Source organism: Streptomyces sp. NPDC057702 (assembly GCF_042799315.1).
GTDB lineage: Bacteria > Actinomycetota > Actinomycetes > Streptomycetales > Streptomycetaceae > Streptomyces.
The window spans coordinates 184804-209669 of the sequence record NZ_JBHVJC010000001.1; the positions used below are offsets into that span (position 1 = coordinate 184804).

Annotated in this window: 13 protein-coding genes; 11 read left to right on the plus strand and 2 right to left on the minus strand. The window is 73.5% G+C overall.

The genetic code is table 11. The features are described from left to right. The first annotated feature begins 80 nt into the window (after positions 1 to 80). The 4 genes from ACFVFR_RS00780 (at position 81) to ACFVFR_RS00795 (ending at position 6711) form a co-directional block, all read left to right on the plus strand. Entirely contained in the window at positions 81 to 776 is a 696-nt protein-coding gene (locus ACFVFR_RS00780) for a hypothetical protein (RefSeq protein WP_383696521.1), read from the plus strand. An 87-nt stretch (positions 777 to 863) separates the two neighbouring features. After that, positions 864 to 2783: a serine/threonine-protein kinase gene (locus tag ACFVFR_RS00785; protein WP_383696524.1), complete on the plus strand. Its 1920-nt coding sequence runs from the start codon at positions 864 to 866 to the stop codon at positions 2781 to 2783. A 274-nt stretch (positions 2784 to 3057) separates the two neighbouring features. After that, on the plus strand, positions 3058 to 4695 hold the full coding sequence (locus tag ACFVFR_RS00790) for a succinic semialdehyde dehydrogenase (RefSeq protein ID WP_383696527.1): 1638 nt from the start codon (positions 3058 to 3060) through the stop codon (positions 4693 to 4695). Positions 4696 to 4773: 78 nt separating this feature from the next. Continuing rightward, a complete protein-coding gene (locus tag ACFVFR_RS00795; protein ID WP_383696800.1) occupies positions 4774 to 6711 on the plus strand; it encodes a GMC oxidoreductase in 1938 nt (645 codons plus the stop codon). 83 nt (positions 6712 to 6794) lie between these two features. On the opposite strand, the gene ACFVFR_RS00800 is transcribed toward ACFVFR_RS00795, so the two are convergent. Together ACFVFR_RS00800 and ACFVFR_RS00805 are read right to left on the minus strand one after the other, a co-directional pair. Continuing rightward, the gene (locus tag ACFVFR_RS00800; RefSeq protein ID WP_383696529.1) at positions 6795 to 7916 is read right to left on the minus strand and encodes a PT domain-containing protein; all 1122 of its coding nucleotides are present in this window, start codon (positions 7914 to 7916) and stop codon (positions 6795 to 6797) included. A 1082-nt stretch (positions 7917 to 8998) separates the two neighbouring features. Next, a complete protein-coding gene (locus tag ACFVFR_RS00805; RefSeq protein WP_383696532.1) occupies positions 8999 to 9388 on the minus strand; it encodes a chorismate mutase in 390 nt (129 codons plus the stop codon). A gap of 258 nt (positions 9389 to 9646) precedes the next feature. Between ACFVFR_RS00805 and guaA the strand changes: the two genes are divergently transcribed. The 7 genes from guaA (at position 9647) to ACFVFR_RS00840 (ending at position 24350) form a co-directional block, all read left to right on the plus strand. Then, entirely contained in the window at positions 9647 to 11245 is a 1599-nt protein-coding gene (guaA, locus tag ACFVFR_RS00810) for a glutamine-hydrolyzing GMP synthase (RefSeq protein ID WP_383696534.1), read from the plus strand. A gap of 267 nt (positions 11246 to 11512) precedes the next feature. Next, positions 11513 to 11965: a MarR family winged helix-turn-helix transcriptional regulator gene (locus tag ACFVFR_RS00815; RefSeq protein WP_383696536.1), complete on the plus strand. Its 453-nt coding sequence runs from the start codon at positions 11513 to 11515 to the stop codon at positions 11963 to 11965. A gap of 70 nt (positions 11966 to 12035) precedes the next feature. Next, complete coding sequence (locus ACFVFR_RS00820; RefSeq protein WP_383696539.1) at positions 12036 to 12599, plus strand: DoxX family protein; 564 nt, start codon at positions 12036 to 12038, stop codon at positions 12597 to 12599. Positions 12600 to 13449: 850 nt separating this feature from the next. Next, positions 13450 to 19260 carry a SpaA isopeptide-forming pilin-related protein gene (locus tag ACFVFR_RS00825; RefSeq protein WP_383696541.1) on the plus strand — a complete coding sequence of 1937 codons (5811 nt, stop codon included), beginning with the start codon at positions 13450 to 13452 and terminating at the stop codon, positions 19258 to 19260. A 122-nt stretch (positions 19261 to 19382) separates the two neighbouring features. Beyond that, on the plus strand, positions 19383 to 20072 hold the full coding sequence (locus ACFVFR_RS00830) for a L,D-transpeptidase (RefSeq protein ID WP_383696544.1): 690 nt from the start codon (positions 19383 to 19385) through the stop codon (positions 20070 to 20072). 2011 nt (positions 20073 to 22083) lie between these two features. Continuing rightward, the gene (locus ACFVFR_RS00835; protein WP_383696546.1) at positions 22084 to 22995 is read left to right on the plus strand and encodes a zinc-binding dehydrogenase; all 912 of its coding nucleotides are present in this window, start codon (positions 22084 to 22086) and stop codon (positions 22993 to 22995) included. Between the two features lie 437 nt (positions 22996 to 23432). Beyond that, on the plus strand, positions 23433 to 24350 hold the full coding sequence (locus ACFVFR_RS00840) for a cupin domain-containing protein (RefSeq protein ID WP_383696549.1): 918 nt from the start codon (positions 23433 to 23435) through the stop codon (positions 24348 to 24350). Positions 24351 to 24866 lie beyond the last annotated feature (516 nt).

Below are 24866 nucleotides of genomic sequence, written 5' to 3' on the forward strand. Positions count from 1 at the left end.
CCCCCCGCCCCCCCGCCCCCCGCGCGGGGCCGGGGGGGTGGGGGTGGGGGCGGGCCGGGCGCCGGTCGCGGGGGCGGACGGTGGCGCTGGCGGCGACCGTCGTCGTCGCGCTCGGCGGGCTGACCGCCGGCACCGTGGTGGTGCTCGACAAGCGGGCCGGCGGCTCGTCGGCCGACGCCGGGGACCGCGACGACCAGGGCGAGCGGACCGGGGACGACCGGGACCAGGCCACGGGACGGGACGAGGACCAGGGCGGCGGCGGGGACGCGAGCGGCCCGCCCGCCGACCGGGAGCCGACCGGCCCCACCACGGTGCCCACCGCCGCGCCCGAGGGGTACGAGCTGGTCACCGACCCGGCCGGGTTCCGCGTGGCGGTGCCCCAGGGGTACATCCGCTCGTACGAGGCGCCGCGCGTGTACTACCACTCGCCCGGCAAGGCGTTCCGGATCGGCATCCACCCGCAGTCGCTCGACCCGCGCGGGGCTCGGCGCGTGATGCGCGAGGCGCACGCCGAAGGCTCCCAGCGCTACGAGGGCTACCGCGACGGTCGGGTCACCGAGACCACCCACAACGGGCAGCCGGCCGCGCTGTGGGAGTTCACATGGAACGGGTCGCGGGACGACGGTGGGGCCAGGCGGACGTACGACCTCAGTTGGGACGAGGGTGGCCAGATGTATGACGTGTGGGTATCGGCCCCCGTAGCGGAAGAAAGCCAGGGAAGGCGACATTTCGACACCGTTGTGGACACCTTCGCCCGGCCGGGTGCCGCGCACTGACCTCGGCGGCAACGTCTTTGTCACCATCGGGCGCGAGCGCCGGAGGCCGGTGGCGACGGACCGGGGGCGCGAGGTAATGATGAGGTCATGAACAACCATGGGGGACGGGCGAGCGAGCCCACGAGTTACGGGCTCCAACCACCGCGCGGCGCGCAGACCCCGGCCGCCCCGGTACCGGCCCCCGCACCCGGCGACGGCGATGACCAGCGGCGCCCGGCCGATGCCGGCCAGCTCCCGGCCCAGTCCCACGGCCAGGACCAGCGGGCGTACGCCCCGGACGCCGGCCAGCACCCCGGCCACCACCAGGGGTGGCAGGAGCGGCGGCAGAGCCAGGGCGGTCCCGGTCAGGATGGCCAGCACCGGCGGGCCGGCGACCAGCCGCGCCCGTACGACCCGACGCAGACCGGTGACCGGCCCGGGGTCGGGCCCGGGGCCCCGGCCCCGACCGGGGCGGCGGCGGCCTGGGCGGCGGCGGCCGACCCGGACGCGGGACGCCTGATCGGCGGTCGCTACCGGCTGGTCTCCCGGCTCGGGCACGGCGGCATGGGCACCGTGTGGAAGGCCCACGACCAGGTCGTGGAGCGCGATGTGGCCGTCAAGGAGCCGCGCGTGCCCGACTCGCTGCCCGAGCGCGAGCGGCAGACCGTCTACCAGCGGATGCGGCGCGAGGCGCGGGCGGCGGCCCGCATCGACCACCCGGCCGTGGTCACCGTGCACGACGTGGTGGTCGAGGAGGGCCGCCCGTGGATCGTCATGGAGCTGGTGCGCGGCCGGTCGCTGGGCGACGTGCTCGCCGACGGCACCCTGGACCCGCGCGAGGCGGCCCGGATCGGCGTCGAGGTGCTCGGCGCGCTGGCCGCGGCGCACGAGGCGGGCGTCCTGCACCGCGACGTCAAGCCCGACAACGTGCTCCTGGGCCGCACCGGCGCCGGCCAGGGCGAGGGGCTCGGCGGCGAGCGGGTGGTGCTCACCGACTTCGGTATCGCCCAGGTCGAGGGCGAGCAGGGGCTCACCGAGACCGGCGCGTTCATCGGCTCGCCCGAGTTCATCGCCCCCGAGCGGGTCCTCGGCCAGCGGCCGGGCCCCGAGTCGGACCTGTGGTCGCTGGGTGTGGTGCTGTACGCGGCGGTCGAGGGCATGTCCCCGTTCCGCCGCACCAACCACCCCGCCACCCTGCAGGCCGTGCTGTCGGCCGAACCGCAGACGCCCGCCCGGGGCTCCGGCGCCCTGGGCACCCTGATCATGCAGTTGCTGCGCAAGGAGCCGGCGGCCCGGCCCACGGCGGCCGAGGCCCGTCAGACCCTGGAGTCGGTGGCCCGCCCGGCCCCGCAGCTCCCGACGATGATCGCCCCCGCCGGCGGGCCCCCGGCCCCCGACGGCTCCGCCCCCTCCCGCCGGCCCCGCTGGCTGGCCGGCCGCAAGGCCCAACTCGGCCTGGGTGGCGTGGTGTTGGCGGCGGCCGTGGCGCTGGTGCTGGTGGTGGTCAACCCGTTCGGCGGCTCCGCGGACGACGCGCCCGCCGGATGGAGGACGGTCGACGCCGAGCAGCGCGTACGGGCCGAGCTCGCGGCCCCCGAGGACTACACGCTCAGCGAGAACGACGACGAGATCAAGCTCCTCGACCCGGGCAAGGTCTTCACCGTCACCCTGCGCCGGGACCCGGTCACCGACGAGAACGACAAGCCCACCGCGCTCCAGGAGGCCAACTCGCACCTGGACGACTACCGGGACGACTACTACGAGTACGGCTGGAAACAGGGCACGATCAGCGGCACGGTGCGCGCCACGACGTACCAGGGCAACAGCGCCGCGGAGCTGACCGCCACCTACACCACCAACGACTCGACCAACCCGGTGGAGCTGCGCCGCCGCGAGCTGCACTACATGAACGACTCCAAGGTGCAGTGGCAGCTCATCGTCGAGATGCCCGCCAGGGGCAAGCCCCGCACCGAGGGCGAGCGGCTCTTCAGGGACGTGGTCGAGCACCTGCGGATCAAGGACCTGTAGCCCCGACCCGGCCCCGCTCCGGACCCGACCCGACCCCGGGGCGCCCCGCCCCGCGCGGCGCGACGGTGGCCCACGGGGGCGGGCGGGCCGGCTGGCACGCGCGTTCGGGAGGCGGGTCGCACGGCGGCTCGACCGCTGACCCGTCGGCGTAACGCCCCTGACCAGGGCGGATGCCGCCAGCGTTCACTGGCGCGGTGAAACGGGCGTGGACGTGAGGTGAAAACGGGTTACCGTCGGGTACCCAAACGGCTCCGGCGGGAATACGCTCACCGGCATGACGGACGCGCAGGGCACCACGCAGGCCACAGTCACCACCCTCCCCGCCACCGGGGACAACCCGGTCTTCGCCGCCCCCGCCGGCACCCGCACGGCTGCCGACGTGGTCACCCCCGAGCTCGTGGCCCGGCTCACCCGGGACGTGGTCGGCTCCGGCGAGACCCGCAGCCACGCCCCGCAGACCGGGCACCAGCTCGCCGACCTGCCCGAGTCCACGCCCCAGGACGTGGCCACCGCCTTCGAGCGGGCCCGCGCGGCCCAGCGCCTGTGGGCCCAGACCCCGGTCCGCGAGCGGGCCCGGGTCCTGCTGCGCTTCCATGACCTGGTGCTGCGCCGGCAGGCCGAGGTGCTCGACCTCATCCAGGCGGAGACCGGCAAGGCCCGGCTGCACGCCCACGAGGAGGTGCAGGCCGTCAGCGTCGCCGCCCGGCACTACGGCCGCAAGGCGCCCAGCTACCTGGGCCCCAAGCGACACACCGGCGTGCTGCCGACCCTGACCAGGGTCACCGAACTGCGCCAGCCGCGCGGCGTCGTCGGCCAGATCTCCCCCTGGAACTACCCGCTGGAGCTGTCCGTCGGCGACGCGTTGCCCGCCCTGGTCGCGGGCAACGCCGTGGTCATGAAGCCCGACACCGAGACCGCCCTGACCGCCCTGTGGGCGCGCGAGACGCTGATCGAGGCCGGGCTGCCGGCCGGCGTGTGGCAGGTGGTGCTGGGCGAGGGCCCGGTGATCGGGCCGGCCGTCGTCGAGCACGCCGACTTCGTGTCCTTCACCGGCTCCACCCGCACCGGACGCGAGGTCGCCCAGGGCGCCGCCGCCCGACTCGTCGGCTGCTCCCTGGAGCTCGGTGGCAAGAACGCCATGCTGGTGCTGCGGGACGCCGACATCGACAAGGCCGCCGCCGGCGCGGTGCGCGGCTCCTTCTCCTCGGCCGGCCAACTGTGCATCTCCATCGAGCGGTTGCTGGTGCACGAGTCGGTGGCCGACGCGTTCGTCGAGCGCTTCGCCGCCCGCACCCGCGCCATGCGCCTGGGCGCCGACCTCGCCTACGGGGCCGACATGGGCTCGCTGGTCTCCGAACGCCAACTCGCCACCGTACGACGGCACGTGGAGGAGGCCGTGGCCCAGGGCGCCGAGGTCGTCACCGGCGGCCGGGCCCGCCCCGACATCGGCCCCTACTTCTACGAGCCGACCATCCTGGACGGCGTGCGCCCCTCCATGGCCGTCTGCGAGGAGGAGACCTTCGGACCGGTCGTCTCCCTCTACCGCTTCACCGACGAGGACGACGCCGTCGCACGGGCCAACGCCACCGCCTACGGCCTCAACGCCAGCGTCTGGACGCGCGACGGCGCGCGCGGCCGGGCCGTCGCCGCCCGGCTGCGCGCCGGCACCGTCAACGTCAACGAGAGCTACGGCGCCGCGTACGGCAGCGCCCAGGCACCGATGGGCGGCATGGGCGACTCCGGGCTCGGCCGCCGGCACGGCAGCGAGGGCATCCTGAAGTACACCGAGGCCCAGACCGTCGCCCAGCAGCGCCTGCTGCCCATCGCCCCCGCCTTCGGCCTGACGGACGAGCAGTACGCCCAGCTCATGACCCGTGGCCTGCGCGTCATGAAGGCCGTCGGGCTCCGCTGACCCGCCCGCACCCCCGGAGGTACCCCAGTGTCACGGGACGACTCTGTCCACCACGGCCCGGCACACGCCCCCCGGGCCGTGCCCCCGCCGGCCCCCGCGCCCGCCCCGGGCCCGCCGCGCGCGGAGCCCGGCGACGCCGCGTACGACTACGACGTGATCGTCGTCGGCTCCGGCTTCGGCGGGGCGGTCAGCGCGCTGCGGCTGAGCGAGAAGGGCTACCGGGTCGGCGTCCTGGAGGCCGGGCGCCGCTTCGCCCGCGCCGAACTGCCCAGGAACTCCTGGGACGTGCGCAACTACCTGTGGGCGCCCGCCCTCGGCCTCTACGGCATCCAGCGCATCCACGTGCTGGGCAAGGTGATGGTCCTGGCGGGCGCCGGCGTCGGCGGCGGCTCGCTCAACTACGCCAACACGCTCTACGTGCCCCCGCCCGCCTTCTTCCAGGACGAGCAGTGGGGTCACATCACCGACTGGCAACAGGAGTTGCGCCCCTACTACGACCAGGCCCAGCGCATGCTCGGCGTCCGCCTGAACACCACACTCACCCCCTCCGACGTGCACCTACGGGACGCGGCCGAGAAGATGGGCGTGGGGGAGACCTTCCACATGGCACCGGTCGGCGTCTTCTTCGGCGACGGCGACGACGCCAGCGACGACGGCACGGGCGTACGCGCTGGGCCCGGAGAGACGGTGGCCGACCCGTACTTCGGTGGCGCGGGCCCCGAGCGGCGGGCCTGCACCGAGTGCGGCGAGTGCATGACCGGCTGCCGGCACGGCGCCAAGAACACCCTGAACGAGAACTACCTGCACCTGGCCGAACGCGCCGGAGCCACCATCCACCCCATGACCACCGTCGTGGGCCTGGGCGAACACCCGGACGGCGGCTACCGAGTCGCCACCGTCCCCACCGACCACCGCCGCACCGCCCGCCCGCGCACGCTCCGCGCCCCCCAGGTGGTGGTCGCCGCCGGCACCTACGGCACCCAGACCCTGCTGCACACCATGCGCGACCGGGGCGAACTACCGCGCCTCTCGCCCCGGCTCGGCTCGCTCACCCGCACCAACTCCGAGGCCATCCTGGGCTCCCAGACCACCGACCGGCGCTACCGGAAGGTCAGCGGTGAGCGGCGGGCCGACTTCACCAAGGGCGTGGCCATCACCTCGTCCATGCACCCCAACGCCACCACCCACGTCGAACCGGTGCGCTACGGCAAGGGCTCCAACGCGATGGGCGCGCTGTCCATCCTCCAGTTCCGCCACCACGAACGCGTGCCCAACTGGATCAGCTTCCTCGCCGCCAACCTGCGCCACCCGGTGCTCGCCGGCCGCGCGCTCTCCAACCACCGCTGGTCCGAGAAGACCATCATCGGCCTGGTCATGCAGACCCACGACAACTCGCTGACCACCTACCGCAGGACCAAGGGCCTGGGCAAGGGCCTGCTCACCGCGCGGCAGGGGCACGGCGCGCCCAACCCGGACCGCATCCCCGAGGGCGAGGAGGCGGCACGCCTGGTCGCCGAGTCCATCAACGGCTTCACCGGCACCAACGTCGGCGAACTGATGGGCACCCCGCTCACCGCGCACTTCCTCGGCGGCTGCCCGATCGGCACCAGCGCCGAGCACGGCGTCATCGACCCCTACCACCGGCTCTTCGGCCACCCCGGCATCCACGTCGTGGACGGCGCGGCGATCACCGCCAACCTGGGCGTCAACCCGTCGCTGACCATCACCGCGCAGGCCGAGCGTGCCATGTCGCTGTGGCCCAACCGGGGCGAGGCCGACCCACGCCCCGCCCAGGGCCAGCCCTACCAGCGCCTGGCGCCCGTCGCCCCGCGCCGACCGGCGGTGCCCGCCGACGCGTTCGGCGCCCTGGACCTGCCCTTCCTCCCGATCCCGACGCTCCCGCCGAAGGCCGACCCGGCGCCCGAGCCCCCCGCCGCGCGCGAACCCGCGCCCGGGCGGGAGTCCAAGGCCGGGCGGGCGTCCGAGGCCGGGCGGGAGCCGGTCGCCGAGGCGTAGCGAACGCGGGAGGGCCGGGCGCGCTGGTGGTGAACCAGCCCGCCCGGCCCTCGTGCGCTCCGGTGCGCGGGTGACCGTGCGCGTTACGCGGCGGCGCCGGCCTTGCGGCGACGCACCACGTAGACGGCGCCGGCGCCGGCGATCATCGCCACGCCGCCGATCATCGCGATGGTGGGCAGCGCGGAGTCGGAGCCGGTGGCCGCGAGCTCTCCCTCGGGGTGGATCTCCTTGCCGACGGTGGGACGCTTGGGCAGCGGCAGCGGCTTCTTGCCGCCCTGCGGCTTGGCGTCGGGCACCTGCGACTCGTTGCCACCCGGCAGCTGCGCGGCGGACTCCACGACCTCGAAGTCGTAGTAGTCACCGCTGGAGAAGACGCAGTTGCCCTCGGCGTCCGCGTAGACGCCGATGGAGATGGCGTAACCGAAGCCCTCCGGGGCGTTCTTGGCGACGCTCAGCCGCAGCGGCAGGTTGATCGTCTCGTGCGCGCGTACGGAGGTGTAGCCGACATAGCCGTGGGCGTCGTCGTCCGCGTCGGTGGAGATGCCCTCCCACGCGCCGGTGTCGGGGTTCCTGAACTGGAGCGTCAGGAACTTCCCGGTGCCCTCCAGGTGCTCCAGGTGCGCGGTGCCCGCCAGAACGCCCAGGTCGACGCGTTGGAAGGCGCGGTCCGAGGTGTTCTTCACGCGGAAGGTGAAGCCGTGGTAGCCGCTGCCCGCCACGACCTTGGAGGGCATGCCGATCAGCGTGGTGCTGAGGTCGGCGTCCTCGGCGTAGTCGTCGCCGTCCTCGCACGGGGCGGGCTGCTCCGTCTCGGAGGCCGTCGGGCTCGGGGTGGTGCTCGGCTCGCCCGAGGGGTCCTTGGTGGGCTCGCCGGTGGGGTCCTTGGTCGGCTCGCCCGTCGGCTGGCCGGTCGGTTCCTTCGTCGGTTCCTTGGTCGGTTCCTTCGTCGGCTCGCCCGTGGGGTCCTTCGTCGGCTGGCCGGTGGGGTCCTTGGTCGGCTCGCCCGTGGGCTGGCCGGTGGGGTCCTTGGTGGGCTCGCCGGTGGGCGGGGGCGTGTCCGTCGGCGACGGGCTCAGCGTCTCGGTGGGCGTGCTGGTGGGCGACTGCGTCTCGTCGCTGGCGAACGCGCCGGGGGCCGCGAGCAGCGTCGCGGGCAGGAGGGCCGCTGTGGCCGCGGCGACCGACAGGGCGCGGCGAAGCTTCATGGAGACCTCTTCGTTCGGGGTCCGATGGAGCCGCCGGAGCGGCGGCGTCCGCGGGGCAGGCCGTCGCGGTGGCGCCGCGTCATGGCCGTGCGTTGCACGAACATGACCGATAACGCTGGCCAAAGGTTGCACACACAATCATCACATCGTGAAGTGATCTGCCTCACGGCGCGCTGGGGTCGTACGCGATGACCTGCGAAGTCGAGCCGTCGGCGGTGGTGCCGGCGGGCGGACACGTCGCCCCGTGGAGTGTCCGGCGGCGGCTGCGGGCCCGCGCGCGCACGACCGGTGGGCCGCGCGGGCGGCGGGCGGACGCGGGGTCGGCCCGGGGTGGTGAGCGCCGGGCGGCCGAGGGGGCGCCCGCCCGGCCGGGGGGAGGCGCGGGCGGGCGCGAGGCGCGAGAACCCCGTGGAGGCCGCGGGGGAGTGGCGTCCACGGGGCTCTCGGCGGTCAGCATCGGCGTCAGGGCGGCGCCGGTGCTGGGAAGCGGCGCCGGGGGGTGACGCCGCTGGTCGGGAAGGTCTTCGTGTGGTGCGGCGCGCGCACCGACGCTGAGGCCGCCGCTCGCGGTGGGTCGCACCGTCGGCGGCGGGAACGCCACCCGAACGGAACGCGGTGCGGGGGCCTTGCTCTGCATCGTGGTGGATATGCCACATCCGGCGCAACCGTTTCGACCGGATGCGGTCGGTCCCAGGCGTCCCCGGGACCGGCCGCTGGTGCGACGACCAGGCCGCTGTCCCCTGCCGTCCGGTCGCCTGACCGCAGCGAGGTCCCACGACGTGCTCCGGTCGCGTCACCACGAGGAGCACGTCTCATCGCTTCGGTCGATCCGTCCTGCCGCTGCTGGGCGCCCGATGAACAGGTACGGAAGCCACGCGTGGAACGTTCCGCCCCTGGCTGGCGCGGACACGTGGCCCAACGACAGGCCGCGCGCGCCGGTCACGCGCCGTACGGGTGACGGCTCGACGTGGCAGGCGACCAAACGATTCCGCACCCGCCGCCACACGCCCCCCAGGCCCCCGTCCCGGCACCCGTCGGGGCCCGGCCAGGCACCCGCCGGGCCCCGGCGTACGGCGGAAGGTTCAGACGCGGCCTCGGCACAGTTCGAGGAGGGTCATGGCCAGCGCGGTGCCGGGCTTGCCGAGCTGGCCCCGGTAGTGGTTGAGGACCTCCAGTTCGCGGGCGAGGTTCACCCGGCGCCCGCCGGAGGTGATCCGCTCGCGCTGGATGGCGGCCGACACGGCGGCGCGCTCCTGGACCAGGCCGATGATCCGGCCGTCCAGGTCGTCGATGCGCTGCCGCGCGTCGCGGATGACGCCGGCCGCCGCGTCCGTACGGGCCCCGGTGGCGGGGGCGGTCACGGCGGGGGCGGTCGGGGAGCCGGTGGGGGCGGTCGCGGTCGGGCTCGTGGCGGTCGGGCCGGCGGCGGTCGCCGGGGCGGGGGTGGTCGGCGTGGCGCTGGGGGTGCTCATGGGTGGGCCTGTCTCCTGGTTGGGGTTACCGGACCCCGAGGCCGACCACCGACCCGGCACAACGCACGACGCCCCGGGCCTTGGCTGGCCCGGGGCGCCTGGAAAGTCGCTCAGCTGATCAAGCAGCACGACCATGGCAGCCGGACGGGCCGGTGCCATAGGTAAAGACGAAGGTCACGTGCTTGGACATGGGTCAGAGTATGGGGCCGTTAGGATGGAAAGTCCAACCCCCCGTACCACCGCCGGAAGGCCGTCCCAGTGCCATCAGCGTCCCCCTCCGTCACCGAAGCGCACGCGCCGGACCCGGTCCTCGTCGTGGACTTCGGTGCCCAGTACGCACAGCTCATCGCCCGTCGCGTGCGCGAGGCGCGGGTGTACAGCGAGATCGTGCCGTCCACCATGCCGGTCGCCGAGATGCTCGCGAAGAACCCGAGGGCGATCATCCTCTCCGGCGGCCCGTCGTCGGTGTACGAGGAGGGGGCGCCGCGCGTCGAGCGCGCCCTGTTCGAGGCCGGGGTCCCGGTCTTCGGCATGTGCTACGGATTCCAGCTGATGGCCCAGATCCTGGGTGGCACCGTCGACGACAACGGCGCCCGGGAGTACGGGCGTACGCCGCTGGCCGTCTCCAAGTCCGGCTCCACGCTCTTCGAGGGCACCCCGGACCAGCAGAGCGTGTGGATGTCGCACGGCGACGCGTGCTCGGCCGCGCCCGACGGCTTCACCGTCACCGCCTCCACCGACGTGGTGCCGGTCGCCGCCTTCGAGAACGACGAGCGCAAGCTCTACGGCGTGCAGTACCACCCCGAGGTCATGCACACCACGCACGGCCAGCAGGTCCTGGAGCACTTCCTGTACCGGGGCGCCGGCATCGAGCCGACCTGGACCACCAGCAACGTGGTCGAGGAGTCCGTCGCCGCCATCCGCGAGCAGGTCGGCACCAAGCGCGCCATCTGCGGCCTGTCCGGTGGCGTGGACTCCGCCGTCGCCGCCGCCCTCGTCCACAAGGCCATCGGCACCCAGCTCACCTGTGTGTACGTGGACCACGGCCTGATGCGCAAGGGCGAGTCGGAGCAGGTCGAGAAGGACTTCGTCGCCGCCACCGGCGTCCAGCTGAAGGTCGTCGACGCCGAGGAGCGGTTCCTGGCCGCGCTGGCCGGCGTGTCCGACCCGGAGCAGAAGCGCAAGATCATCGGCCGGGAGTTCATCCGGGTCTTCGAGCAGGCCCAGGCCGAGCTGGTGGCCGAGGCCGGCGAGGCCGGCGAGGACGTCGCGTTCCTGGTCCAGGGCACCCTGTACCCCGACGTCGTCGAGTCCGGCGGCGGCACCGGCACCGCCAACATCAAGTCCCACCACAACGTCGGCGGGCTTCCCGACGACATCGAGTTCGCCCTGGTGGAGCCGCTGCGCCGGCTGTTCAAGGACGAGGTCCGCATGGTCGGCCAGGAGCTCGGCCTGCCCGAGGAGATCGTCCAGCGGCAGCCCTTCCCGGGCCCCGGGCTCGGCATCCGTATCGTCGGTGAGGTCACCAAGGAACGGCTCGACCTGCTGCGCGAGGCCGACGCCATCGCCCGCGCGGAACTGACCGCCGCCGGCCTCGACCGGGAGATCTGGCAGTGCCCCGTCGTGCTGCTGGCCGACGTCCGTTCGGTCGGCGTCCAGGGCGACGGCCGCACCTACGGCCACCCGATCGTGCTGCGCCCGGTCTCCTCCGAGGACGCGATGACGGCGGACTGGTCGCGCCTGCCGTACGACGTGCTGGCGCGCATCTCCACCCGCATCACCAACGAGGTCGACGAGGTCAACCGCGTGGTCCTGGACATCACGAGCAAGCCGCCGGGCACCATCGAGTGGGAGTGACCTCCCCCCTTCCGCAGCCGGCCGCGCCGCCCCCGACCAGTCCGGGGACGGCGCGGCCGTTTCGCGTGCCGGGCCGGGTTCCCGCGACGAACGCTTGACCTGAAGCATTGTTCAACTTTTACGTTGAGTGCGTCGTCGAGGCCCGCCGCATCGCGGAGGCGCCTCCATCGCCGCAGGTCACCGCCTGTTCCCCCGTACGGGGTCGCGGGCCGGGTCGCCCCCGTGAAAGACCGGTACGCGGTGGCCGCGAACGTGAGGAGAGGGACCGTGCTCAAGACGTACACCGACGAGGAACTGCTCCGGCAGCCGGTCGGCTACTGGACCGGCGTCGCCCAGGAACTGGTCGTCGGCGCCATCAACACGACCCTGGGCACCCAGGGCATCCGGCAGCCGCACTGGTGGGTGCTGAACCTGGTCGACCGGTCCGCGGCCGGGCTGACCCGCGCGGAGCTCCCCGCCGGCCTGCGGCACCACGTGGACGACTCCGTCGTCGGCGGGGTCGCCGACGAGCTCGTCGGACGGGGCTGGCTCGTCGCGGGCGAGGACGAGCGGCTCCGGCTGACGGCGGAGGGGAGCGCGGCGCTGGCCAGGCTGTGGGAACTGGTGCCCCAGACGCTGGCCCGCGTCCGGGCCGGCTTCTCCGACGCCGAGTACGTGCAGCTCATCAACCTGCTGCGACGGGTCGTGGACAACCTCGACGGCCGCACCGACCTGGACTGAGCACGCCAGCGCGGGCACGTCGGCGGACGCGCGGGGACACTGGGGGCCCGGCGAGCGAAAGGCGACGACCATGGCACAGGGACGGTGGACGACAGGCGGCGCGACCGGCGGCCCGGCGGGCGCACGACGGCGCGGCTGGCGCTCCGCGCTGGCCCCGTACGCCCTGCTGCCCCTGCGCGTCTTCCTCGGGGTGACCTTCGTCTACGCCAGCCTCGACAAGCTGACCGACGCGACGTTCCTCTCCGCCAGCGGGCCGGGCTCGATCGGCGACACGATGCGCTTCGCGCGCTCCTCCGCCGCCTTCCCCGACCTCGTCGACCTGGCCCTGAAGGCACCCACCGGATTCGGTTACGCCATCGCCGTCGGAGAGCTCGCGGTCGGCCTCGGCACGTTGTTCGGCGTACTGGCCCGGCTCGCGGCGCTCGGCGGCGCGCTGATCTCGCTGAGCCTGTGGCTGACGGTGAGCTGGTCGACGGAGCCGTACTACTACGGGAACGACCTGATCTACCTGATGGCCTGGTTGCCGTTGGTGCTGGCCGGCGCGCCGTACCTGTCCGTGGACGCGGCGCTCGCCGGGAGCCACTGGCGGCGCGGACGCCGCCGCTGGCGACGGGGCCGCCGCGTCTTCGGCTGACCGGTCGAGCGGGGCCGGGGGCGGGGGCTGGGGTGGGGCCCGTGCGTGTCGCACGGGTGACGGGCACGGCCCCGACGACGGCCCGGGGCCCCGTCCTGGTCGGGCTCGGGCCGGCCGTGTCGCCCTGGGCGGCGCTTCGCCCTGGGGGGCTGAGCCGCCTCGGGTGGTGGCCTGACCCTGGGGGCGCTTCGCCGTGGGGGTGCTTTGCCCTGGGGGTGCTTCGCCCTGGGGTGGCTTCGTCGCTGGCTGGGGGCCCGGGGCCGGTCGGTGCCGTGTCGCCGGCGGGCGGTGCGGCGCTTCGGGTGGGTCGCGAGGCGGGGCGTACCACGGCCCGCTCGTGGGCGCCACGCGGGAGCGGCCGTGGCGCACGCTCGCCGCGCGGGCCCGGGGCGCCGACCGTACGATCCCGGACCGCGTGGCCCGGGGCGGTCGGGAGGCGCCGTCAGGCGGGGCGGGGCGGGGCGCGGGGCCGGGGCGCGCTGTGCCCGTGGCGGGACGGCCGCGCCCCCACCCATCCCGGCCCGCCGGGATCGCCCGGCCCCCTGCCCGCCCCGCACCGCCCGGCCTCCTGCCCGCCCCGCGCGTCCGGCGTGCCCGTCCCGCGTGCTTGTCGCGGCCGTGACGCGGGGGTGGGGGAGGGGGGTCCCGAACGGCCTAGCGGCGTCAGCCATTAGTCAGCCCGTATGGGTGGGATAGGCCAGGTGACCGGCCCAAGGGTCCGTGTCACTGGCTCGTAGGGAGCGGCCGGCTCACGACGATGCGGCCCATGAGACCCATCTCCGAGCGCCTAGCCGCGCTCAGATCACGCGCCGGCGCCGCCGGCGTGGCATGTGCCGTGATCGCCACGGCCGTGCCCATCCTGACGTTCGGCCTGAGCGCGTCACCCGCCGCGGCGGCGCCCCTGCCGGGCGGCCTCGGCCCGTGTGTGCCGGGGTCCTGCCCCGACCCGTTCCCGCCGATCAACAACGACGCCTTTCACGGGCGGGACGACGCGATCAACATCTTCGTCGGCGACGACTTCCGGGTACGGGAGGGGGCCGCCGAGGCCGAGGGTCGCGTGGTCGTGCTCGACGACTTCGACCAGGCCAAGGGGCCGGGGCGGAGCAGCATCTACAACCTCGGCATCGTCGGGGTCGGCTCGCGCGTGCCCCCACCGGTCGACTCGGACTTCCTGACCACCGGCGGGGACGTGACGATCGCGCCGGGCCAGAGCCTCGACACCACGGGCGGCGTCGCGGGCGAAGTGGGTACCGTACGGTACGCCGGGGCGCTCTCCGGCACCGTCACGGGAACGACCGTCCAGGACGACGACGCGGCGGCCCCGTACACGGCCCTGCGGGACCAGCTCACGGCGGCCAGCCGGTGCTACGCGCGGGTGGACGGCGCGCCGCGCCCCGCCACCGGCACCGCCGTCAACCAGGGCTACCAGACCCTGTTCACCGGCGACGGGACCTCTTCGCTCCAGGTCTTCAACGTGGACTTCGACATCGCGGGCGCGGGCGGCGGCGCGCAGGGCATCGCCTTCGCGGGCATCCCGGCCGACGCCACGATCCTGGTCAACATCGTCGGCGCCGACCGCGTGATCAACACGTACAGCGGCGGCATCACCGACGACGACCCGCTGAACGCCTACCGCGAGCGGCTGCTGTGGAACTTCCCGGACGCCACCTCGGTGGGCCTGAACGGCACCGGACAGTTCCAGGGCAGCGTCCTGATGGGCGAGCAGACCTCGGAGACCACGGTGACGCTCCCGGGCGTCAACGGCCGTGTCTTCACCACCGGTTCGCTCACGCACACCAGCTCGGCGACGGGCGGCGGTGGCGGGGAGTTCCACGCGTACCCGTTCAACGGTGACCTGCCCGACTGTGGCACCGCCCCGGAGCCGACGACCGGTGCCGTCAGCGTTCTGAAGACGGACGCGGCCACCGGCGACGCGCTGGCGGGCGCCGAGTTCACGCTGTGGCGTGAGACGAACGGTACGGCCGGACTGCAGACGGACGGGGCCGACCCGGACACCCGGGTCTCCACCTGCACCACTCCCACCAGCGGTGTCTGCTCCGACGTCACCAGCCTCGGCACGTACTACTGGGAGGAGACCGCGCCACCGGACGGCTACGAGCTGCCCGCCGACCCCGTCTTCGGCCCGCTGACGCTGACCGAGGACAACGCGGACACCGGCGTCCGGGTCACGGCGGAGAACACCGCCTCGCCCGAGCCGCCGGTCACCGGTGACGTCAGTGTCCTCAAGACCGACGCCGCTTCGGGCGACCCGCTGGCCGGGGCCGAGTTCACGCTGTGGCGTGAGAGCAACGGCGTCGACGGGTTGCAGACCGAGGGCGGCGACCCGGACACCCACGTGTTGGACTGCACGACGCCGGCGAGCGGCGTGTGTGCCGACACCACCGGCCTCGGGACGTACTACTGGGAGGAGACGGCCGCACCTGACGGGTACGACCTGCCCACCCCGAACGTCTTCGGCCCGCTGACGCTCACCGAGGAGAACGCGGCGGAGGGCGTCCGCGTCGAGGCGGCCAACAGCTCCACCCCGGTGCCGCCGACGACCGGTGAGGTCAGCGTCTCCAAGACGGACGCGGCCACCGGCGACGCGCTGGCCGGGGCCGAGTTCTCGCTGTGGCGCGAGACCAACGGCACCGACGGCCTCCAGACCGGCGGGGCCGACCCGGACACCGAGGTCTCCACCTGCACCACCCCCGCCACCGGCATCTGTGCCGACACCACCAGCCTGGGGACGTACTACTGGGAGGAGACGGTCGCGCCGGACGGCTACGAGCTGCCCGCCGACCCCGTCTTCGGCCCGCTGGAGCTGACCGAGGACAACGCGGACACCGGCGTCCGGGTCACGGCGGAGAACACCGCCTCACCCGAGCCGCCGATCACCGGTGACGTCAGCGTCCTGAAGACGGACACCGAGACCGGTGACCCGCTGGCCGGCGCCGAGTTCACGCTCTGGCGCGAGACCAACGGCGTGACCGGGCTCCAGACCACCGGCGACGACCCCGACACGCGCGTGTCGGACTGCACGACGCCGGCGAGTGGCGTGTGTGCCGACACCACCGGGCTCGGAACGTACTACTGGGAGGAGACAGCCGCACCCGCCGGGTACGACCTGCCCGACCCCAACGTCTTCGGCCCGATCACCCTGACCGAGGAGAACGCCGGCGCCGGCGTACGCGTCGAGGCGTCCAACTCCGCCTCGGTCGTGCCGCCGACCACCGGTGAGGTCAGCGTGCTGAAGTCCGACTCCGAGACGGGCGACCCGCTGGCCGGGGCCGAGTTCGTGCTCTGGCGCGAGTCCAACGGCACGGCCGGGTTGCAGACCGGTGGCGGCGACCCCGACACCCGGGTCGCGGAGTGCACGACGCCGGCGAGCGGTGTGTGTGCCGAGACCACGGAGTTGGGGACGTACTACTGGGAGGAGACGGCCGCACCCGCCGGGTACGACCTGCCCGACCCCAACGTCTTCGGGCCGCTCACGCTCAACGCGGACAACGCCGACACCGGCGTCCGGATCGAGGCGGCGAACACCGCCACCTCCGAGCCGGAACCGACGACCGGTGAGGTCAGTGTTCGGAAGACGGACGCGGAGACCGGTGACCCGCTCGCGGGCGCGGACTTCACGCTGTGGCGTGAGACCAACGGGACCGACGGTCTCCAGACCACCGGCGGTGACCCGGACACCGAGGTCTCCACCTGCACCACTCCCGCGAGTGGTGTGTGTGCCGACACGACCAGTCTCGGTACGTACTACTGGGTGGAGGACGAGGCGCCCACCGGTTACGAGTTGCCGGACGACCCGATCTTCGGGCCGCTGGTGCTGACCGAGGACAACGCCGAGGCCGGCGTACGTGTCGAGGCGGAGAACACCGCCTCGGTCGTGCCGCCGACCACCGGTGAGGTCAGCGTGCTGAAGTCGGACTCCGAGTCCGGTGACCCGCTGGCCGGCGCCGAGTTCGTGCTCTGGCGCGAGACCAACGGGACCGACGGCCTGCAGACCGGTGGCGCCGACCCGGACACCCGGGTCTCCGCCTGCACGACGCCGGCGAGCGGCGTCTGTGCCGACACCACCAGCCTGGGGACGTACTACTGGGAGGAGACGGCCGCACCCGCCGGGTACGACCTGCCCGACCCGAACGTCTTCGGCCCGCTGGAGCTGACCGAGGACAACGCCGACACGGGCGTCCGGATCGAGGCGGCGAACACCCGCACCTCCGAGCCGGAGCCGACCACCGGTGAGGTCAGCGTTCTGAAGACCGACGCGGAGACCGGTGACCCGCTGGCCGGCGCCGAGTTCTCGCTGTGGCGTGAGACCAACGGGACCGACGGTCTCCAGACCACCGGCGGTGACCCGGACACCCGGGTCTCCACCTGCACCACTCCCGCGAGTGGTGTGTGTGCCGACACGACCAGTCTCGGTACGTACTACTGGGTGGAGGACGAGGCGCCCACCGGTTACGAGTTGCCGGACGACCCGATCTTCGGGCCGCTGACGCTGACCGAGGACAACGCCGAGGCCGGCGTACGCGTCGAGGCGGAGAACACCGCCTCGACCGGGCCGGAGCCGACCACCGGCGAGGTCAGCGTGCTGAAGTCCGACTCCGAGTCCGGTGATCCACTGGCCGGTGCGGAGTTCACGCTGTGGCGCGAGTCCAACGGCACCGCCGGGTTGCAGACCGACGGCGCCGACGCGGACACCCGGGTCGCGGAGTGCACGACGCCGGCGAGCGGTGTGTGCGCGGAGACCACGGAGTTGGGGACGTACTACTGGGAGGAGACGGCCGCACCCGACGGGTACGACCTGCCCGATCCGAACGTCTTCGGGCCGCTGCGGCTCAACGCGGACAACGCGGACACCGGTGTGCGGGTCGAGGCGGCGAACAACGCGTCGTCCGAGCCGGAGCCGACGACCGGTGAGGTCAGTGTTCTGAAGACCGACGCGGAGACCGGTGACCCGCTCGCGGGCGCGGACTTCTCGCTGTGGCGTGAGAGCAACGGCGTCGACGGTCTGCAGACCGTGGGAGCCGACCCGGACACCCGGGTCTCCACCTGCACCACTCCCGCGAGCGGTGTGTGTGCCGACACCACGAGTCTCGGTACGTACTACTGGGTGGAGGACGAGGCGCCCACCGGTTACGAGTTGCCGGACGACCCGATCTTCGGGCCGCTGACGCTGACCGAGGACAACGCCGAGGCCGGCGTACGCGTCAGGGCGGAGAACACCGCCTCGACCGGGCCGGAGCCGACCACCGGCGAGGTCGCGGTGCTGAAGTCGGACGCGGAGTCCGGTGCCCCGCTGGCCGGTGCGGAGTTCACGCTGTGGCGCGAGTCCAACGGCACGGCCGGGTTGCAGACCGGTGGTGCCGATCCGGACACCCGGGTCGCGGAGTGCACGACGCCGGCGAGCGGTGTGTGCGCGGAGACCACGGAGTTGGGGACGTACTACTGGGAGGAGACGGCCGCACCCGCCGGGTACGACCTGCCCACTCCCCGCGTCTTCGGCCCGCTGCGGCTCAACGCGGACAACGCCGACACCGGAGTACAGGTCGAGGCGGCCAACCACCGTTCGTCCGAGCCCGAGCCCACCACCGGTGAGGTCAGCGTCGTCAAGACCGACGCCGAGTCGGGCCGGCGACTGGCGGGCGCGGACTTCACGCTGTGGCGTGAGAGCAACGGCGTCGACGGTCTGCAGACCGTAGGGACCGACCCGGACACCCGGGTCTCCACCTGCACCACTCCCGCGAGTGGTGTGTGTGCCGACACGACCAGTCTCGGTACGTACTACTGGGTGGAGGACGAGGCCCCCGAGGGGTACGAGCTGCCCGCCGACCCGGTCTTCGGGCCGCTGGAGCTGACCGAGGACACCGCCGCCGCCGGCGTACGCGTCGAGGCTGACAACACCCGCCGCACCACGCCTGGTGGCAAGGGCTCGATCAAGCTCCTGAAGACGGACCACAAGGACGGGAAGCCGCTCGCGGGCGCCGTCTTCGAGCTGTGGCGGGAGACCAACGGCGTCAAGGGTCTGCAGACCCACGGCGACGACCCCGACACCCGTCAGGGCTCGGGCTGCTCCACCGACGAGGCCGGCGTGTGCACCTTCGACGACCTTCCGGTCGGGGAGTACTACCTCCGCGAGACGGACGTCCCCGAGGGGTACGAGCCGCCGGAGCACCCGGTCTCCGGTCCGTACGAGGTGACCAGGGAGAACAGCTCCGAGGGCGTCACCGTCAAGCTCACCAACCAGCGCGGCGAGCCGTGCAAGGGCAAGCACTGCAAGCCCCAACCCCCGTGCGACCACGGTCACCACGGTGAGCACGGCAGCAAGCACTGCCACGACGGCGAGCACAACAACGGCGGCCACCACGACAAGGACGGTCACCACAAGGACGGCGGCCACCACAAGGACGGCGGCCACCACAACAAGGACGGCCACCACAACAAGGACCACGAGCACGGCGAGAACGAGCACCACAAGAACGACAAGCACCACGAGCACGGCAAGAACCACGAGAGCAACAAGCACGACAAGCACGACAACGACAAGCACCACGAGAAGAACAAGGAAGGCGAGCACCACAAGGACAGCGCGCACGGCAAGGGCGACGAGCACCACAAGCGCCAGCCGCACGCCGACTCGCACGCCTGACCCACTCACCGGTTCGGCCGCTCAGGACTGGGCGGCCGGACCGGCCCGGTGGTGGACTGACAGGGCTCCGGAACGTTCTCCCAGGAGGTTGTGACGTGCGCCCTGTCCGTCTTCCCCGCGCCGTGGCCGCAGCAGCGGCCACGGCGCTTCTCTGTGCCGTGCCGCTCTGCGCCACACCGGCGGCGGCCGGTGCCGGCGCGGTCCCGGCCGCCGACGCCGCGTGCACCGCACCCACCGGCCCCTACCAGCGCGCGCTGGAGAAGCACCTGGGCCGACCGGTGGACGGCCGGCAGTCCACCGCTGACTGCCGGGCCATCCGCGCCTTCCAGGGCGAGCACGGCACCACACGGACGGACGGCTACGCCGACCTCGGCACCTACCGCACACTGGTCGCCGTCCAGGCGGCGCGCGACCCCAACGCCGCCGGCCACTGCCCGGTCCGCGCCTTCCGCGTCACCTGTGTGGACATGGACCGGCAACTCCTCTGGGTGCAGACCGACAACCGGCTGGACTTCGGCCCCGTACCGATCCGCACCGGCCGCGACGCCCAGGAGACCCGCCCCGGCTGGCACGAGATCTACCAGCGCAGCCGCGACCACGTCTCCACGATCTACGACAACGCCCCCATGCCGTACGCCCAGTTCTTCGACGGCGGCCAGGCCCTGCACGGCCACCCCGGCGACCTCTTCGACGGCGGCGGCTCGGCCGGATGCGTGAACCTGACCGTCGAGAACGCGGCCACGCTGTGGGACCTCCTGCACCTCAAGGACCGTCTCTACGTGTGGGGCACGAAGCCCGGCACAGCGGACTGACCCACCCCCCTCCCCGCACCCGAACGCGGCCCCGCGCGGTCGCCTGCGGCGGGCTGCACCACGCGGTTGCCTGTGCTGGGTGTCTCCGCGCTGGCGCCTGCGGCGAGCTTCACCACGCTGGTGCCTGCGGCGGGTGTCTCCGCGCCGGTGCCTGGGCCAGACATCTCCGCGCGGTCGCCTGCGGCGGGCTGCACCACGTGGTTGCCTGTGCTGGGTGTCTCCGCGCTGGCGCCTGCGGCGAGCTTCACCATGTTGGTGCCTGCGGCGCTGTCTCCGTGCTGGTGTCGGGGGCGGGTGCCTCCGTGCTGGTGTCGGTGGTGGGCTTCACCACGCCCGTTCCGTATCGCTCGGCGCCTCGCGCTGGCCTCCTGTGGCGGGGCCGCGTGTTGAACCTCGGGTTGGGCATGCCCGCGTAGCCCCCGGGGCGGGCTCTGTGTTGAGCCTCGGGTTGGGTGTCTCTGGTGTTGTTTCCTGAGGTTGAGTGTCTCCGCGCTGTTTCCTGCGGTGGGGTGTCTCCGCGCCGGTGTCTGCGCCGGGCTGCACCATGCTCTTCACCGCGTTGAGCGCCACCACGTTGTTGCCTGCGGCGCGCGTCACCATGCTGTTGCCTGCGGCGCTGTCTCCGTGCTGGTGTCGGGGGTCGGGTACCTCCGGGCCGGTTTCCGCAGCAGGCTTCGCCGCGCCGTTCCGTACGCCTGGCGCCCTGGCGCTGGCCTCTGCAGCGGGCCTCGCGTCGAGCCTCAGGTTGGGCGCCGCTGCCCGGCCCGTGGGGTGGGCTCTGTGTTGAACCTCGGGCTGGGTGTCCGTGTGTTGTTTCCTGCGGTGGGTGTCTGCGCGCTGGTGTCGGGGGTCGGGTATCCCGGCGTTGTGCCTGCGGCGAGCTTCGTCACGCGGTTCTCTGCGTAGGAGCGCCACCATGCGGCTCTCTGCGGCGCTCGTCGCCGTGCTGGCGCCTGCGGCGGTCTTCCCCGCGCTGGTCTGTTGGCCTGTCACTCCTGGCGCCGGTCTCTGCGGCGAGCTTCGTGTCGAACCCGGGCCGGGTGTGCCCGCGTGGCCCATGAGGCGGGGCCCGTGTTGGACCTCGGGCTGAGGGCCCGTGTGCTGTTTCCTGCGGTGAGCGTCTCCGCGCCGGTGCCTGCGGCGGATGTCTCCGCGCCGGTGTCGGTGGTGGGCTTCACCACGTTGTTCCGTATCGCTCGGCGCCTCGCGCTGGCCTCCTGGGGCGGGGCCGCGTGTTGAACCTCGGGTTGGGCATGCCCGCGCGGCCCCTGGGGCGGGCCGCGTGCCGAATCCGTGGTGCGGCCCACGCCCGGGACGCCCGAGCTCGTGGAGCCGTCGGGCACTGTGCGGGAGGTGGCCTCTTCCGCTGGCCGACGTGGGGGAGCGGCGCTTCACGGCTGGCTGGGCGCTCCACCGGATTCGCGCCTCTTCCACGACGCGTGACGTCGAGGGGGGCCTCCCCGTGTTGGTACGCGATGTCGAGGGGCGTTCCTCCGCCCCTGTGTGCGCGACCGTCGAGGGCGGCAGCTCCGCCCTCGACGGTCGCGAACTGACCCTGCCGGCGCCTCCGTCCGTCCCCCGAGGCGAGTGCGCCGCCCGGCGCGGCGGCATCGCGGTCGCCCAGTGCGTCGCCGGCCGCGCGGCCCCGCCGCCCGCCGACGGAAGTGGCGCCACCTCGGGGAGGGCACACCGCCGGGCAGGCACTCGCCCGTCACCGCTCCCTGCCTTCGCCCCGCCTCACCCCGCCCCGTCCCGGACGGGCGCGGGCCGTGCCCTGTCGTACGCCGCTCTGACCTCGCTCTACGCGGTGACGCACCACGCACCGCACCGCACCGGTCCGTCGTGTTGGCGTGCCGCGCGTCGTACTGACACGGATCGTCAACTGATTGATCCGCACGGGGCTGGTCGCTGTCCCGGCCCTGCGTAGGGTTTCAGGAGGGGTGGCAGCACGGCCTTCGCGCCTTCGATTCGCTGCCGCTCCGAGGCGTATGACGAGAGAGGGAGGCACACCTTGCGCGCCCTTGTGGTCGCTCATGAGGAAGCCGGGCGTCCCGTCCGGTTCGCCGATGTCGAGGAGCCCGTACCGTCCACCAGCGAGGTGTTGGTGGAGATACGGCACATCGGTCTCAACTTCGGAGAGCTGAACTACGTGCACCAGTGGCCGGCCGGCGCCGTGCACGGTCACGACGCGGCCGGCGTCGTGGTGCGCGCCACGGCCGACGGCTCGGGGCCGCCGGAAGGCACCCGCGTCGCACTGGGCATGACTCCCCACGCGTGGGCGGAACGGGTGGCGGTACATCCCGCCTCGCTCGGCACCGTCCCGGACGGCGTGGACCTGGCCGACGCCGCCACGCTGGGCATCGCCGGCGTCACCGCGCTCCGGGTACTGCGTACACGCTCCCTGCTGGCACGCGACGTCCTGATCACCGGTGCCAGCGGCGGCGTGGGGCACTTCGCCGTCCAACTGGCGGCGCTGGCGGGCGCCCGGGTAACGGCCCTCGTCGGCGCGCCGGAACGAGCCGCCGGACTCCGCGAACTCGGCGCCACCCAGGTCCTGACCGACCTGGCCGAGGCCGAGGACCGGTTCGACCTCGTCCTGGACACGGTCGGCGGGCCGCTGGTGGCCCAGGCGTGGGATTCCCTCGCCGAGGGCGGCACCGTTCACGTGGTCGGATACTCCTCGGGGCGGGACACGACGTTCCCCTCCGGAGTCCTGTTCGGCTTCGGCGAACCCCGCGCCATCACCACCTACGGCGATATGACGCCGACCGGCGGGGAGCTGACGGACCTGCTGGGCCTCATGGCCACCGGAAGGCTCGCGGCCCCGGTCGGACTGCGCGGCGACTGGCAGGACGTGGACGCCGCCGTCCGGGCGCTGTTCGCGCGCGAGGTGCACGGAAAGGTCGTCCTCGACGTGGCCTGAGCCCCCGACCGAGACCCCGCGCCCCCTCTGTCCGCCTGTCCGTCTGCCCCTCTGTCCGTCCGTCCGGGGGGCCGGGCGGCGCCCGTGGTGCTGGCGGGTTCGCGGTGGTGGTGGGTAGTTCGCGACCTGGGTGGCTCGCGGTGCTGGGCGGCTCGTGGGCCGAGAATGGTTCGCGGTGCTGTGGTTCGCGGTGCTGGGGGGTCGCGACGGTGTCCGGCCCGGGGTGGTTCGCGGGGGCGGGTGGCGGGTGGCTCGGGGTGGTGGGTGGTTCGTGACGGTGGCCGGCTCCGGTGGCTGGCTCGGGGCGGTGGGCTGATCGCGATGGTGGACGGCTCCTGGCGGCTCGCGGCCGTGGGTGGTTCGTGGCGCTGGGTTGTTGGCGACGGCAGGTGGCTCGCGGCGGTGGACGGCTCGCGTGGTGAAGGAGGAAGGGACCCATGGACGTGCTGGCGGAGGTCCTGCGTGTCGCGGGTGCGCGTGGGGCGCTCGGGGTCGTGTTGAAGGCCGGGGGAACCTGGGGCCTGTGGCTGGACTCCTCTCCCGGAGCGGTACTGCACGTGGTCTCGCGCGGTGAGCTGTGGCTCCACGTCGCGGGCGAGAAACCTCTTCACGTGCGGGCCGGAGACGCTGTCCTGGCACCGCCGGGCACCGCCCACGGGATAGCCGGCGGCGCCAGCGTGACGATGGGTTCCTGCGACCGCGAGGCGGCGGCACGGTCGTTCGGCGACGGCCGTGCCCTGCGCATGGGCTCAGCACCGGTGCGTACGGAAGTGATCGTCCTGCGCTACGAGCAGGACCCGGAAGTGACGACACCGGTGCTGACCTCCCTCGCCCGGCCGATGCACGTCACAGCCCGCCAGAACGCGCAGTTCAGACGAACCGTCGAACTCCTCGCCGCCGAGCTGGCACACCCGCAGCTCGGCACCACCGCCGCCGTCAACAGCATCGTCGACCTCCTGCTCGTCCAGTTCGTACGCGCCTGGCTGGCCCGCCACCCGGAGGAGCGGTCCGGCTCGTGGCTGGGAGCGATGCGCGACCCGGTCGTGCGCGACGCCCTGGCACGCGTCCACTCCCAACCGGAACACCCCTGGACCACGGAGACCCTGGCCGCCGCGACGAACGTCTCCCGGGCGACGCTGTCCCGACGCTTCCGCTCCGCCCTCGGACAGACGCCGGGCGCGTACGTGACGCGGTGGCGCATCGACCTCGCGTCCGTCCGACTCCGCGACACCGACGAGCCGGTCGAGTCGATCTCCAGCGCGGTCGGCTACGCCTCCCCGCACGCCTTCAGCCGCGCCTTCAGACGTGCCCGAGGCACGGCCCCGGGGGAGTACCGCGCTCGACTCCGCCGTTGATCGCGGGGGAGACCACCACCAGCGCCCCCCCGAGCACGAGCACGAGCGCGCCCCGGGCAGCCGGGCGAGGGCTGCACCACCCCCGTCACCGCCGACCGACCCGCCGCCCACCCCTCGACCGAGCTGGCCGCCCACCCCACGCCCACTGCTCCTCCCCACAGCAACCACCTTGCCTATCCCGGTTGTCCCGCCGGTCACCTGCCATCCCGGCTGGCCCCCTCGCCCCAGCTGGCTCCCACTGCCCTGCTCGCCGCGATTGGCCTGCCAGCCTTGTCCTGTCCCACCCCAACCGACTCGCCTCGCCCGGCCGAAACCCGGACCGCCACTCCACCGCCCACCGCCCATCACCTCGTTGGACCTTGCCGCCTCCTCGCCTCGCCGCCTCTTCACTTCCTCGCCTAGCGAGCGCCTCGCCGTGGCAGCCCCTCGCCTTGGCAGTCCCCGTCTTGCTGAGCCCTCGCCTCGCCGGCTCTTCGCCTCCCGACACTCCTGGCCCCCGTTGCGGCCGACGCCCTG

Bases quoted from the DNA above. Each gene is read 5' to 3' on its own strand.
- ACFVFR_RS00820 (WP_383696539.1), top strand. From the start codon at position 12,036: ATGGCACAGGGACGGTGGACGACAGGCGGCGCGACCGGCGGCCCGGCG.
- ACFVFR_RS00840 (WP_383696549.1), top strand. From the start codon at position 23,433: ATGGACGTGCTGGCGGAGGTCCTGCGTGTCGCGGGTGCGCGTGGGGCG.
- ACFVFR_RS00805 (WP_383696532.1), bottom strand. From the start codon at position 9,388: ATGAGCACCCCCAGCGCCACGCCGACCACCCCCGCCCCGGCGACCGCC.
- ACFVFR_RS00800 (WP_383696529.1), bottom strand. From the start codon at position 7,916: ATGAAGCTTCGCCGCGCCCTGTCGGTCGCCGCGGCCACAGCGGCCCTC.
- ACFVFR_RS00790 (WP_383696527.1), top strand. From the start codon at position 3,058: ATGACGGACGCGCAGGGCACCACGCAGGCCACAGTCACCACCCTCCCC.
- ACFVFR_RS00785 (WP_383696524.1), top strand. From the start codon at position 864: ATGAACAACCATGGGGGACGGGCGAGCGAGCCCACGAGTTACGGGCTC.